12 protein-coding genes are annotated in these 12298 nt (G+C 71.0%); 2 read left to right on the forward strand and 10 right to left on the reverse strand.

Annotated features, from left to right (window positions below; genetic code table 11):
* Positions 1-13: 13 nt before the first annotated feature.
* The 3 genes from ACZ7OY_RS31675 to ACZ7OY_RS31685 all read right to left on the reverse strand — a co-directional run bounded on the left by ACZ7OY_RS31675 (position 14) and on the right by ACZ7OY_RS31685 (position 3515).
* Complete coding sequence (locus tag ACZ7OY_RS31675; protein WP_471914604.1) at positions 14-799, reverse strand: crotonase/enoyl-CoA hydratase family protein; 786 nt, start codon at positions 797-799, stop codon at positions 14-16.
* Between the two features lie 115 nt (positions 800-914).
* The gene (locus ACZ7OY_RS31680; protein ID WP_471914605.1) at positions 915-2168 is read right to left on the reverse strand and encodes a CaiB/BaiF CoA transferase family protein; all 1254 of its coding nucleotides are present in this window, start codon (positions 2166-2168) and stop codon (positions 915-917) included.
* 69 nt (positions 2169-2237) lie between these two features.
* Positions 2238-3515: an acyl-CoA dehydrogenase family protein gene (locus ACZ7OY_RS31685; RefSeq protein ID WP_471914606.1), complete on the reverse strand. Its 1278-nt coding sequence runs from the start codon at positions 3513-3515 to the stop codon at positions 2238-2240.
* A gap of 212 nt (positions 3516-3727) precedes the next feature.
* Here ACZ7OY_RS31685 and ACZ7OY_RS31690 point away from each other — a divergent pair, with 212 nt between their 5' ends.
* The gene (locus ACZ7OY_RS31690; protein ID WP_471914607.1) at positions 3728-4987 is read left to right on the forward strand and encodes a PucR family transcriptional regulator; all 1260 of its coding nucleotides are present in this window, start codon (positions 3728-3730) and stop codon (positions 4985-4987) included.
* 94 nt (positions 4988-5081) lie between these two features.
* Here the strand turns inward: ACZ7OY_RS31690 and ACZ7OY_RS31695 are convergent, their stop codons facing one another.
* The 7 genes from ACZ7OY_RS31695 to ACZ7OY_RS31725 all read right to left on the reverse strand — a co-directional run bounded on the left by ACZ7OY_RS31695 (position 5082) and on the right by ACZ7OY_RS31725 (position 11838).
* Positions 5082-5828 carry a LamG domain-containing protein gene (locus ACZ7OY_RS31695; RefSeq protein ID WP_471914608.1) on the reverse strand — a complete coding sequence of 249 codons (747 nt, stop codon included), beginning with the start codon at positions 5826-5828 and terminating at the stop codon, positions 5082-5084.
* A gap of 302 nt (positions 5829-6130) precedes the next feature.
* Positions 6131-6877: an esterase/lipase family protein gene (locus tag ACZ7OY_RS31700; RefSeq protein WP_471914609.1), complete on the reverse strand. Its 747-nt coding sequence runs from the start codon at positions 6875-6877 to the stop codon at positions 6131-6133.
* Between the two features lie 141 nt (positions 6878-7018).
* Positions 7019-7891 carry a carbohydrate ABC transporter permease gene (locus ACZ7OY_RS31705; RefSeq protein WP_471914610.1) on the reverse strand — a complete coding sequence of 291 codons (873 nt, stop codon included), beginning with the start codon at positions 7889-7891 and terminating at the stop codon, positions 7019-7021.
* Positions 7888-8847 (reverse strand): carbohydrate ABC transporter permease, encoded by a 960-nt coding sequence (locus ACZ7OY_RS31710; protein ID WP_471914611.1) that lies wholly within the window; start codon positions 8845-8847, stop codon positions 7888-7890. The genes ACZ7OY_RS31705 and ACZ7OY_RS31710 overlap by 4 nt, the downstream gene beginning before the upstream one ends.
* The gene (locus tag ACZ7OY_RS31715) at positions 8841-10154 is read right to left on the reverse strand and encodes an ABC transporter substrate-binding protein (RefSeq protein WP_471914612.1); all 1314 of its coding nucleotides are present in this window, start codon (positions 10152-10154) and stop codon (positions 8841-8843) included. Before ACZ7OY_RS31715 ends, ACZ7OY_RS31710 begins: the two co-directional genes overlap by 7 nt.
* 74 nt (positions 10155-10228) lie before the next feature.
* Positions 10229-11230 carry a GNAT family N-acetyltransferase gene (locus tag ACZ7OY_RS31720; protein WP_471914613.1) on the reverse strand — a complete coding sequence of 334 codons (1002 nt, stop codon included), beginning with the start codon at positions 11228-11230 and terminating at the stop codon, positions 10229-10231.
* Positions 11231-11379: 149 nt separating this feature from the next.
* On the reverse strand, positions 11380-11838 hold the full coding sequence (locus tag ACZ7OY_RS31725) for a DUF5707 domain-containing protein (RefSeq protein WP_471914614.1): 459 nt from the start codon (positions 11836-11838) through the stop codon (positions 11380-11382).
* Between the two features lie 231 nt (positions 11839-12069).
* On the opposite strand from ACZ7OY_RS31725, the gene ACZ7OY_RS31730 reads away from it, so the two are divergent.
* A complete protein-coding gene (locus ACZ7OY_RS31730; RefSeq protein ID WP_384731222.1) occupies positions 12070-12294 on the forward strand; it encodes a hypothetical protein in 225 nt (74 codons plus the stop codon).
* Positions 12295-12298: the final 4 nt, after the last annotated feature.

Raw genomic sequence — 12298 nt, forward strand, 5'->3', positions numbered from 1 at the left:
CGTCGGCCGCTCCTCAGCGCCCCAGCCAGTGCGGCCGCCGCTTCTCGGCGAAGGCGTGCGCCCCTTCCTGCGCGTCCTGGGAGGCCAGGACCGGTGCGACGATCTCGTCCTGCTGACGGAAGGCGTCCTGGTCGTCGAACGCGGTCCGTGCGTCGACGGCCCGTTTGACGGCCGCGATCGACAGCGGGGCGTTGCGTGCGATGTGGGAGGCCAGCTCCAGGGCCCGGCCCAGTGCGCCGCCGGGTTCGGTGAGATGGTTGACCAGGCCGAACTGTTCGGCCCGGGTCGCCGACAGGGGATCACCGGTGAGCAGGATCTCCAGGGCGATGTTCCGCGGTATGCGTTCCGGCAGCCGCACGATGCCCCCCTCGGGAGGGACGAGGCCGAAGGTCACCTCGGTCAGACCGAAGGTGGCCTCCCGGGAGGCCACGATGAGATCGCAGGCCAGGGCCATCTCGGTGCCGCCGCCCAGCGCCCAGCCCTCGACGGCCGCGATCAGCGGGGTGGCCAGGGCGACGCGAGTGAGCCCCGCGAACCCCCGGCCGGGGATGACCGGGCTGTCCCCGGCCGCGAATGCCTTGAGGTCCATGCCGGCGCTGAAGATGCCCCCGGCGCCGGTGAGCACGCCGACCGTGAGGTCGTCGCGGCTGTCGAGCAGGTCGAAGGCATCGGCCAGCGCCCGCGCGGTGGCCCCGTCGACGGCGTTGCGCCGCTCGGGGCGGTCGATGGTGATCACCAGGACGCCGTCGTGCTCATCGGTCCGTACGGTGCGCGGGCCGGAGGCGTGAGTGTCTGCCATGGCGATGGTTCCTTGTCTTGCGCACGGTCTGCGACGACGCCGGCCGCGGCGGCGGCCGTCGCGGGGACGGGCATCGGTGAGGCGGTCATCGCAGGGACGGCCGTCGCGGAGGCGGTCATCGCGGAGCCGATCCCGCGTCCGCGGAACGCAGGGGCGGGATCGCCCCCGAGGCCAGCAGCTCCTCGACCCCCGCGGTGTCGAAGCCGAGTTCGGCGAGCACGTCCTGGGTGTGCTCGCCCAGGTCGGGAGCCGGGCGCGGGGGGACCTTCCGCTCCTGGTCCAGGTGTACGGGGCTGTCGACGGTGAGACGGGAGTCGGTGCCGGTGGCTTCGATCGGCACCAGAATCCCGTTGGCCAGGAGCTGAGGGTCGCGCGCGCTCTCCTCCAGCGTCTGCACGACCCCGTACGTGATGCCGGCGGAGTCCAGCAGCTCGCGCCATTCGGCCAGCGAGTGCCGGGCGAACGCCCGGTCCAGCAGGTCGACGATGTCGGCGGCGTGGGCGTGCCGGCTCGCGGTGTCCTGGAAGCGCGGGTCCTCCACGGCCTCGGGATGGCCGATGGCCTGCAGGAACAGAGGCACCTGCTTGTCCTCGTTGACGAAGGCCAGCAGCAGCCAGCGATCGTCCGCGGTGCGGTACACGTTCGCCAGCGCGTTGGGCGGATGGAACCGGTCCACCGGACGGGGGTTCTTCCCGCCGACCAGCATCGCCTGGAGCCACACGCCCGCCGACCACGCTCCCTCGGCGATCAGCGAGGCGCTGACCCGCGCCCCCTGACCGGTCTTCTCGCGGCGGTAGAGCGCGGTCATGATCCCGGCGAACAGGGTGATCGCCGTGGCATGGTCGCCCGCGCCGGAGACATTGATCGAGGGCGGGGCGTCGTGCTGGCGGGTGAGGTCCATCAGACCGCTGCGCGCCCAGTACGCGGTTGCGTCGAAGCCGGGCAGATGGGCGTCCGGGCCCGTCTCGCCGAAGCCGGTGACGTCCGCGTAGACGAGCCGGCTGTTGAGCGGGGCCAGGTCCTCGTACTCCAGATGCAGCTTGGCCCGGGTCGGCGGCGGGAAGTTGGTCACCAGTACGTCGGCCCACCGCACCAGCCGCTCCAGGACCGTCCGGGCCCCGGGCGACTTCAGGTTCAGCTCCATGCTGCGCTTGTTGCGGTTGTCCAGCTGCCACGCGTAGTTGACGCCCTCGACCCTGGGGTTCGGCGGGAACCTGGTGAAGGCCCGGTACGTGTCGCCCACGCCCGGTGGTTCCACCTTGACGACATCGGCTCCGAAGTCGGCGAGCACGGTGGCCGCGGCGGGTCCGGCGATGAAACTGGCGAGGTCGACGACGTGCAGTCCCTCCAGCAGTGGTGTGTCTTCCATGAAAGATCCTCCTTCCGCCCCTCCCCGGCCTCCGCCGGCGGGTGGCCCGGCGGAAGCCGGCCGCGCCGCTCAGTGGCCCGGGGCCATCGGGACGAAGGCGTTGTAGCCGGTGATGTCACGGCCGACGATCAGTGCCTGCACCGTGTCGGTGCCCTCGTAGGTGTCGATGGCCTCGATGTCGCACAGGTGCCGGGCCACGTGGTAGTCGAGGATGATGCCGTTGCCGCCGAGCATGTCGCGGGCGTCGGCGAGGATGGCCCTGGCGCGCTCGGTGTAGTGCATCTTGGCCAGTGCCACCCGTGGCATCGAGTACTTGCCCTCGTCCATGAGCTGGCTGAGCCGGTACTGCATGCACAGCATGTCGGTGATGTCGGCCAGCATGCGCGACAGGCGGTACTGGATGAGCTGGAAGGCGGCCAGCGGCACCCCGAACTGCTTGCGCTCCTTGGCGTAGGCCAGCGCTGTCTCGTAGCCGGCGACGGCCGCTCCGATCGCCTCCCACGCCACACAGAAACGGGAGGCCAGCAGGACCTTCTCGGTGTCGCGGAAGGTGCTGACGTTCGCCAGGCGGTTCTCGGCCGGCACGCGGACGTCGGTGAGGGAGATCTGCGCGTTCTGCACGCAGCGCAGCGCCGTCTTGCCCGTGATGACCTCGGCCTCGAAGCCCGGGGTGCCCTTCTCGACGATGTAGCCGCCGACGTGGCCGTCCTCACCGCGGGCCCAGATGATCACGTGGTCGGCGAAGGTCGCGTTGCCGATCCACCGCTTGTGGCCGTTGAGCACGTACGCGTCGCCGTCACGGCGCGCGGTCGTCTCCAGCTTGACCACGTCCGTACCGTGGGCGGGCTCGGTCAGGCCGAAGGCGCCGATCTTCTCCAGGCGCGCCATCGGCGGCAGGAAGCGCTCCTTCTGCTCCTCCGAGCCCAGAAGCGCGATCGACGTCATGGCCAGAGCCGAGTGCACACCGCTGAACGTGGAGATGCTGAGGTCGCCCCGGGCCAGCTCCAGGATCACCATGCCGGCCGTCACGTTGCTCATCCCCGGGCAGCCGTGGCCCTGGATCTGGAAACCCATGATGCCCAGCCGGGCCAGCTTGGGGACGAGTTCGTGGGGGAAGTCCGCGCGCTCCCAGTAGGGGTTGATGATGGGGGTGACCTCCTGGTCCATGAAGTCCCGGACCTTCTGGCGGAGGGCTCGCTGTTCGTCGTCCAGCAGGTCGTTCAGCAGGAAGTAGTCCGTGTGCTCGGATCCGCCGAGGACCGGTGGCTGGACGACCGGTTTCCCGTTCGCGGACCCTACGGTGACGAGATCGATGCCTGCCGGCGCCGTGCCCTGCATCGCATTCATCTGTCCGCCTCCCTTCCGGAGTCCCCTCCGTGTTCCATGGCGTCGCCCCGCGTTCCCACGCTAGGAGACGTTGTCGGGGAAGCCATCGGACGCCGGACACGACATCTGCCGGGGATCTGGTGCCGGCGACCAAAGAACCCGGGGTGACGTCCCGGCCGGGACGTCCCGGCCTTGGTCCTGCCCGCTCGCGGACACCGGGGTAACGTGAATTCATGGGCGTCGGTGACACCGAGGCCATGATGCGCCTGTCGCTCGTGGCGTCGGCGCTGGGCGGACACGCCTCGGAGCTCGGCAGGGATGTCTGGACGCACATCGTCGCGGAGATACCGCAGCTCAGTGGCGATGAGGACATCCTCGGCCTGCTCCAGGCGAGCGTCTCCGAGAACGTCATCACGATGCTCCACATCCTCGAACACGACGTCTTCCCGGAGCATGCCGAAGGACCGGTGGCGGCATGGGAGTACGCCCGCAGGCTCGCCCAGCGCGACATCCCCATCAGCGCGCTGGTCAGGGCCTACCGGATCGGCCACTTCCATTTCCTGCAATGGCCGCTCGACGAACTCCGCCACCGGTTCCCCGAGGACGCGGTCTCCGCCGAGGCCACCCGCCGGATGCTGGCGGTCACCTTCGACTACATCGACCAGGTCAGTGAGCGGGTCATCGAGGTCTACCAGCTCGAACGCGACCGCTGGCTGCTGGGCCAGACCGCGGCCCGCACCGGACGGGTGCGGGAGATCCTCGGCGGGGACGCCGTGGACCTGGACTGGGCGGAGTCGGTCCTCGGCTACCGGCTGGGGCAGGGCCACCTCGGGCTGGTGCTCTGGCTGCCCGAGCGGTCCCACCGCGGGGCGGCGCTGGCCCGGCTCGACCGGCTGGCCACCAGGCTCGCGGCTGAGCTGGACTGCGGCAGACCGCTGTTCGTCGCCCGGGACGAGGCGCTGGCCTGGGTCTGGCTGCCGCTCGGTGCGCGTGGCGACGTCCCCTGGGAGGCACTGGCCCGCCTAGTCGAGGACGCGGACCCCACCGCCCTGGCGTGCGCGGGGGATCCGGAGCGCGGGGTCGAGGGATTTCGCCGCACGCACAGCCAGGCGGTGCGCGCACAGGACCTGGCGGTGGCCGCGGGCCAGGGCAGCCGGGTCACCCTGTACCACCAGGTCGCCCCGATCGCCCTGATGTGCAAGGACGTGGACGGCATCCGGGCCTGGGTGTGGAGCGTCCTCGGGGAACTGGCGGCCGACGACGAGCACTGCGCGCGGCTGCGGGAGACGCTGCAGATCTTCCTCGCCACCGGCGGCAGCTACACCGCGACCGCCGATCACCAGATCCTGCACAAGAACACCGTGCACTACCGCATCCGCAAGGCGGAGGAGGCCATGGGGCGATCGGTCCACGAACGCCGTACGGACCTGGGAGTGGCCCTCCTCGCCTGCCAGTACCTCGGCGCCCCGGTCCTGCGGGTGCCTCCACCATGACCCCTTGATCTGCTCTGCGCCGATCCAGGGCGGGCACGGCGTCGCGCGGAAGCCGGCGTGTCCTCAGCAGGAGGACGACGACGCGGACCGCGTCTCAGCAGGCCTGCAGGGGTTCCTCGCCCTCCGGCTCCGGGAGGATTCCCCGGGGTCGATGGACCACCAGGCTCGTGACCGCGTACGACATCTCGGTGACGTCGGGGTCCGGCGCGGGGTGGTAACGCCCGGCGCAGACGGAGAGGTTGACGATGAGGTGGGCGCGCCACCGGGAGCCGACGCCGCGTCCGTCGGCGAAGACCTGCCTGCCGTTCAGCGCCCAGATCACGCTGCGCGCGCCGAACGTCACGCTCAGGTCGACGACAGCGCCGGGGCGTACGGCCGCGTCACGTACGTAGGTGTACTCGCGGCGTACGTGGTTGCTGAGCTCCAGCAGGTCGGGGTTGTCCGGGTGGTACTCGAAGACGTCCACCTCGTTCCCGCCGTCCCGCCAGGTCCAGATCGCCGGCCACGCACCCGGCGCGGTGGGCAGCCGGACCGTGGTGTCCAGGCGGTCTCCGCTGCGGACCATGAAGCCCTCGGCGCTCTCCTCGGTGGTGAGCAGGCCCGTGTCCCACAGTCCGTCGGGCCGGCGGCGGGCGCGGAACGTGCCCGTGCGGGAGTACTCGGGGTCGGCGGTGAGGTGGTCCAGTTTGTTGTCGCCGGTATTGGTCGGGCCGCCGTCGGGATAGGCCCAGGAACGCCCCGCGACCCACTGGTGCGCGGAGCTGAAATCAGCTGTGAAGACGACAGAGCGCACGCAGGGGCTCCTTGTGGCGCCGGGAACCGCATCGGATGCCGGATTCATCCCCCGAGCGGCAACGGCCATGCGGTTACGGGGAGTGGAGGCCGCCGGATTCACCCGGGCGGGTGACGCCGTTCCGTGCCACGGAGTCCACCGGTCCGACGCCGGGAAGGAGCACGCTCCACGCACCGAACGGTGTGGGGAGGGGTCGGGGATGGAGTTCACGAAGCGGACCGGCCGGCCGCCCCTTCCGGCACCGGCCCGTCCCCTTCCCCCGCAGCGCGAGCGCCGGGGAAGGGGACGGGCGAGGGGCGCGACGGCGGCCGGCCGGGCGGCTCGTCCCGGGTGCCTCGAGGCGGGGCGGGTCAGGAGGCGACGAAGCGGGCGATCTGGCCGAGCACGATCGTGTCGGTGAGATAGCCGATGTGGGTCTGGCAGGCCACGTTGTTGTTCGTCGCGCCGTCCAGCTTCGTGCTGGTGTACGGGATGATGACGCCGTCGCACGCCGAGTACCAGGTGGCGTACTTGGTGGCACCCGGCGTCTCGTCGCCCGCGGTGATCTGGGCGATGAACGAGGAGCCCGGGTACATCTGCTGGCACGTCGTGTAGATCAGACAGGCGCTCGCGTACGTCGTGCCGTGGTTGGCGCCGGCGATCGAGGCGAGATGGCTGACGCTGGTGTTGCCGCCCAGCACCTTCAGGTAGTACTGGCTGACCAGGCCGCCCATCGAGTGGTTGACGATGGCGACCTTGCTCGCGCCGGTGCGCGCCTTCACGTAGTTGACGAAGGTGGCCAGGCCCTGCGCGTTGGTGATGTTGTTGCCGTAGGAGTCGTACTCGTAGGCGAACAGGTCGGAGCTGGACCAGCCGTTGGCCTGGAAGACGGCCATGGCGGTGACCCAGTTGGAGGCGTTGCCGGTGTACCCGTGGACGAACACGACCGGCGTGCTGGTCGACAGCGGCTGCGCGGCCGCGTCGGCCGCCCGCGTGGCGGAGACGGTCGTGGTTGCGGCGTCGGCCGCGCCGGCCGTCGACGCCGAGGAGAACAGGGTGAACGCGACCGCGCAGGCCGCGAGAACGCCGAGAAGCCGGCGTGGGGAACGACGACGCATGAAACCCTCCAGACGAGGATGCGGGTGCTTGACCCGACCAGAGTCGTGGGGCGGGACGCGGACGCCATCGGCTGAATCACCAGTGTGCGCGGCGGCCCCGGACGCTTCGGGACCCGCGGGCCGCCCGCGGATCCGCCGGTCTCACTTGAGGCCGCTGAGCAGCACGCCGCGGACGTAGTACCTCTGCAGCAGCAGGAAGAGGACCAGCACCGGCAGGACGCTCAGGACCAGACCTGCCATCACGATCGGCATCGTGCGGGTCGGGTCGACGTAGTCCTGGAGCAGCTGGATGCCGACGGGCAGCGTCATCACGTCCGGGTCGGCGGTCGAGACCAGCAGCGCCCAGATGTACTCGTTCCAGGCGTCGACGAAGGTGAGCAGACCGAGCGTCACCAGGACCGGCTTGGTCTGCGGCACCACGATCCGCCACCACACGGCGAACTCGCCGGCACCGTCGATCCGGGCGGCCTCCAGCACCTCGTCCGGGATCGAGACGACGAACTGACGCATCAGGAAGATCCCGAAGCCGTTGACGAGGAACGGCATGGCGAGCGCGCAGACACTGACGGTCAGCCCCGCCCCGCCGCGCCCGGACAGGTCGTTGCCGCCCGCCAGCGGCCAGTGCGCCAGGATCAGGAAGTGCGGGACGAAGAACAGGAACGGGGGGAACATCATCGTCGACAGCACCAGCCGGAAGACGAGATCCCGGCCGGGGAAGCGGAGTTTGGCGAGCGCGTATCCGGCGAGCGACGAAGTGAGCAGCACCGAACCGGTGATCAGGGCGGTGGCGACGACGCTGTTGCGAAAGAGCACCGGCAGATCGAGCTGGTCCATCGCCGCCCGGTAGTTGTCCAGGTCGAACGCCTCGGGCAGGAACCGGTACGGCAGGGTGCCGGACTCGCCGGGCCCCTTGAAGGACGTCATCACCATGTCGAGGAACGGCACCACCGTCAGTACGGCGCCGGTCACGACCACCAGATACGACAGCCACGGGAAACGGCGGCGGCGGATCACGCGTCCTCCCCGCTGCGCCGGAAGATCCACAACTGGAGCAGGGTGACCGCGAGGACCACCGCGAACAGCACGAACGCGGCGGCGCTCGCCGTGCCCCAGTCGCCGTAGGAGAAGGCCTGCCGGTACATCTCCAGGGCGGCCACGTCGGTCGCGTCGCCCGGCCCTCCCCGGGTCATCACGACGATCAGCGCGAACGACTGCAGGCCGGTGATGAGCTGGGTGACGCACACGAGCAGCAGGGACGGCCGCAGCAGCGGCAGGGTGATCCGGCGGAAGACGGTGACGGGCCCGGCGCCGTCGAGCGCCGCGGCCTCGTAGTACGACTCGGGAATGGACTTCAGCCCGGCCGTCAGGACGAGGATCGCCGTGCCGACCGACGCCCAGGCCTGTACGACCACGACCGAGGGCAGCGCGGTGTCCGGGTCCTGGAGGAACGCCACCGAGTCGAGTCCGAGGGCGTTGAGCACGCCGTTGACCAGGCCGCCCGGCTCGTACATGTACTTCCACACATTGCCGACGGCGACGACCGTCGTCACGATCGGCAGGAAGTACAGGGTGCGCCACAGCCCCTGGAACCGCAGATTGCCGATGCAGGCGGCGACGGTCAGCGAGCCGGCCAGCGCGAGCACCACCGTGCCCAGGGCGAACAGCAGCGTGTTGGTGAGGACGGGCGCCAGGAACGTCGATCCGTCCGCGAACAGAGCGGTGAAGTTGTCCGCGCCGGCCGGACGGATGTCGCCGAGGTCGAACCCCGACCAGTGCGACAGGGACAGCAGCAGCGCGAAGCCGAGCGGCAGGACCAGGAAGACGGCGAAGAACAGCAGCGTCGGCGCCAGGAACAGATAGGCCACGACGGTCTGGCGGCGCCGGGTCCGGCCGCGGGCCGGGACGGCCGGCGCTGCGGGCCGCGGGCCGTGCGCCCGCTCGGCCCGCTCCGGGGTCAGCACGTTCACCACGACCGCGACACCTCCTGGTCGACCTGACGGCGGACGGCGCGCAGCGCCTCGTCGACCGAGTGCTGACCGGTCCACAACGCCTCGATGTTCTTGCGCAACAGGGACTTGGCCTGCTGCGCGCCCGGTACGTTGGGCTCCGGGACGGCGTACGCCAGCGCCTCCCGGAACGGGCGCAGGTTCGGATCGCCGCCCGTGCCCAGCAGGGTCCGCATGTCGTCGGCCCGGCCGGTCAGGGAGCCGACCGACACCTGCAAGGAGCTCATCCGGGTCGCCACCGCGCCCTGCCGGGCGGTCCGCGCGCCCACCTTCTCGGCGTTGAGCCAGCGCAGGAACTCCCAGGCCTCGCGCGGGTGTTCACTGGCCGTGTTGACCCCCATCATGAAGCCGGTGCAGAGCGTCCCGGGCCGGTCGCCCGCCCGCGGGACGGGCACGGGCGCGACACCGACATCGCGGTAGTCCCGGCCCATCCCGGCCCGCAGACTCGCCGTCCACCAGCCGGCGCTGATCACCATGGCCGCCTGCCCGGACTGGAACGCCTTGTAGACGTTGATGCCGGGACTGCTCGCGCCGTTGACGACGAGACGGTGCTCCAGCTCGAACACGGCACGGCCGGCGGGCGAGTCGACGGCGGTGCTCCGGCCGTCCGCCGAGACGAACGAGCCCCCGGCCGCGTTGAGCAGCGCGAGGGTCTGGCCGACGGTGGTGGAGTCGTCGTACGTCGACAGCCCGAACCCCTGGACGAGCGTGTTGCCGTACCGGTCCCGGCGCGCGGTGCGGTACGCCGCCTCCTCCAGCTCCCGCCAGGTGCGCGGCGGGGTGCCGAGGCCGGCCGCGCGCAGCAGTCGCTCGTTGTAGTAGAGGGCGTACGTCTGCACCTCGGTGGGGTAGCCGTACACCCTGCCCCCCACCGACACGGCGTCGACCGCGGCCGTGCCGTAGCCGCGCCCGATCTCCTCGGCGTGCCCGGACGGCGCGGGCCGCAGGACGCCGGCCCGGACGAGCTGGCCGTTCCACAGACAGTACGGGTGGATGATGTCGGCGCCCTGGCCCGCGGCCTGCCGCACCATGAACGTGGTCAGCAGATCCGTGAACTCGACCGCCGTCGTACGCACCTTGACCCGGTCGTGGGTGGCGTTCCACTCGTCGACCGGGCCCTGGAGGGCGTCCTTGAGCTCGCCGCTCGCGTAGTGCGACAGCAGGGTGAGCACGATCGGATCACCGGGCCGTCCGCTGCCCCGGTACGGCGCGGCGCAGCCGGCGGCGAGCAGCGCCGAGGGCAGCGCCAGCGCGAAGTGACGACGACTCAAGCCGCGTTCGTGCGGCGGAGCTTGACGATCGGTCGACTCCAAGGGGCCCGGATCGGCGGTGCGGTGGGGCGGTGTCACCGGGTGGCCTCCCGGCGCATCACCCGGAACACCCGGGTCGTCTCGAACCCGGCCCTGCGGTACAGCCGGGCCGCAGGGGACCGCTCGCCGGTCCACAGGAACCACGCCGAGTGGGCGCCGCACGCCCGCATCCGCTCCAGCACCAGATGGAGCAGGACCCCGCCGAGTCCGTTGCCGCGCATCTCCTCCACGACACCGAACGGGCCGAACCGCTCGACCGTCGATGCGTAAGCCCCGTGCATCGCCCAGCCGACCAGACGGCCCGAAGGGGCCCGGACGACGACGATGAGGTCGGGCGGCGCGCCCGCGAGCAGGCACTCCCGGATCGCACGCGCCCAGTCCGGCTCGAAGCGGCTCCCGGCGAGCGCGACCAGCTCCACCAGGTCGTCGTCGGACGGAGTGGCGAACCGGTAGCCCTGCGCGGCCAGTTCCTCCAGGCGCCGCGCGACCTCCGCAGGCAGGCGGTAGCCGACCAGGCCGAGGTCCATGGCCGCCGCCTCGTACCGGGTGCGAAACCCCAGCGAGGACAGGAGTCGGGCCGCTTCCGGGTAGGCCGTTGCATCCAGGCCGGGGAGGACGTAGTTGGGGGTGTACGAGGAGAAGTCCACCCGGGTACGGCCGTGACCGTGCAGCCAGTCGAGGGCGTCGGTCAGCAGCCGCCGGCCGAGGCCCTGCCCGCGGGCGGCCGGGTCGACGAAGAAGAACGGGATCCAGCCCTGTCGCGGCTCCAGGTCGGTGCCGCACAACGGGGTCAGCCGGCGCACCGCGTAGGCGGCGCCGACGACCCGGTCTCCGTCGACGGCGATCCGCAGCCCCTCCGGATCGAAGTTGGCGTCGAGCAGCACCAGGGAGCGGAAACGGTCCCGGGTGACCGGGTCGGCCGGCAGACTCCGCCGCCACGCCTCCACCACCCGCGGGCCGTCGCCCACGCGAAAGCCGCGGATCCCGGCCCGGGACTGCGTGGCGAGACCGGTCGTCAACGGGTCGTCCGTGCTCATGCTCTGCCCCGTCCGCCGGTGACATCTCGTAGCGGTAGCTGGAAAATATTCTGTTATGTCCCGGAATTATGCAATTACGTTCCCATGGGACACGCCGGACGTTGCTCCACTCCTACCCGCGCCCGTTCGTGCCCTCGATCGCGCACGGTTCACCCGACGGTGAAGTCGGCCGCCTTGTCGTCCAGGGTGGTCGTGCCGTCCTTGGCGGTGGCCAGCACGGCGACGTGCCAGACACCGTGCGGCGACGACTGGACGTCCGACCGGGCGACCACGGCCGTGTAGGTGCAGCGCACGGTGTCCTGCCCGGAGGGCTTGCAGATCGCCGACTCCACGGCGGCCATGTCCTTCGCGGTGGGCCGCTTCTCGGCGAGGGAGGAGTTCTCCGGCCAGGCCAGCACCTTCACGCTCCTGACACCGGAGGACGCCGAGACGTCGGCGACGAAGGTCAGCGAGCCGTCGCGGCCGCCGACGGGAGCGGTGTAACGGGCGCTGCTGTCCGAGATCGCCGGCGGCTGATCCCCGGCGTAGGCGAGCGCCAAGGCACCGGCCCCCACGCCGCCGAGGACGACAACACCGGTGGCCACGGACAGAGCCATACGTCGGGACATGCGATTCTCCGTAACTGTGTCAGCTGCTTCGCGCTGCCGTTCCTCGACCGCGCCGTTGCATCGATACTCGCCGCGGGCGGTGCTGCCGGACATGAGCGCACATACTCAACTCCGCGTGAGTAACGGTGCTGTGCGGCCCCGGGGCGGTCCTGAAGCGTGCGGATGCGCGGCGTGCCACCCTCGTGGCCGCCGCCGACGGCCGGTCCATACACTCGCCCGATGAAGGACATGATGAACGACATACAGTGCACCCGCTGCGGCACGGTGGGGCTGGAGCCGGGCTTCATCGAGGACTCGGGGCAGGGCGCCCGGGGCAACGCGCGATGGATCGAAGGCGCTCTTCAGCGAGGCCCGCTCGGCGGTGTCAAGAGGCTGGGCCGCCCGCGCTGGACGATCGAGGCCTACCGCTGCCCCGCCTGCGCGCACCTGGAACTGTTCGCCACGCAGCGCGAGTGAGACA

It is taken from the genome of Streptomyces sp. NPDC107559, assembly GCF_055657365.1.

Excerpts from the sequence above, each read along its gene's own strand:
- ACZ7OY_RS31675 (WP_471914604.1), bottom strand. The coding sequence starts at position 799 with ATGGCAGACACTCACGCCTCCGGCCCGCGCACCGTACGGACCGATGAG.
- ACZ7OY_RS31680 (WP_471914605.1), bottom strand. The coding sequence starts at position 2,168 with ATGGAAGACACACCACTGCTGGAGGGACTGCACGTCGTCGACCTCGCC.
- ACZ7OY_RS31685 (WP_471914606.1), bottom strand. The coding sequence starts at position 3,515 with ATGAATGCGATGCAGGGCACGGCGCCGGCAGGCATCGATCTCGTCACC.
- ACZ7OY_RS31690 (WP_471914607.1), top strand. The coding sequence starts at position 3,728 with ATGGGCGTCGGTGACACCGAGGCCATGATGCGCCTGTCGCTCGTGGCG.
- ACZ7OY_RS31695 (WP_471914608.1), bottom strand. The coding sequence starts at position 5,828 with ATGAATCCGGCATCCGATGCGGTTCCCGGCGCCACAAGGAGCCCCTGC.
- ACZ7OY_RS31700 (WP_471914609.1), bottom strand. The coding sequence starts at position 6,877 with ATGCGTCGTCGTTCCCCACGCCGGCTTCTCGGCGTTCTCGCGGCCTGC.
- ACZ7OY_RS31720 (WP_471914613.1), bottom strand. The coding sequence starts at position 11,230 with ATGAGCACGGACGACCCGTTGACGACCGGTCTCGCCACGCAGTCCCGG.
- ACZ7OY_RS31725 (WP_471914614.1), bottom strand. The coding sequence starts at position 11,838 with ATGTCCCGACGTATGGCTCTGTCCGTGGCCACCGGTGTTGTCGTCCTC.
- ACZ7OY_RS31730 (WP_384731222.1), top strand. The coding sequence starts at position 12,070 with ATGAACGACATACAGTGCACCCGCTGCGGCACGGTGGGGCTGGAGCCG.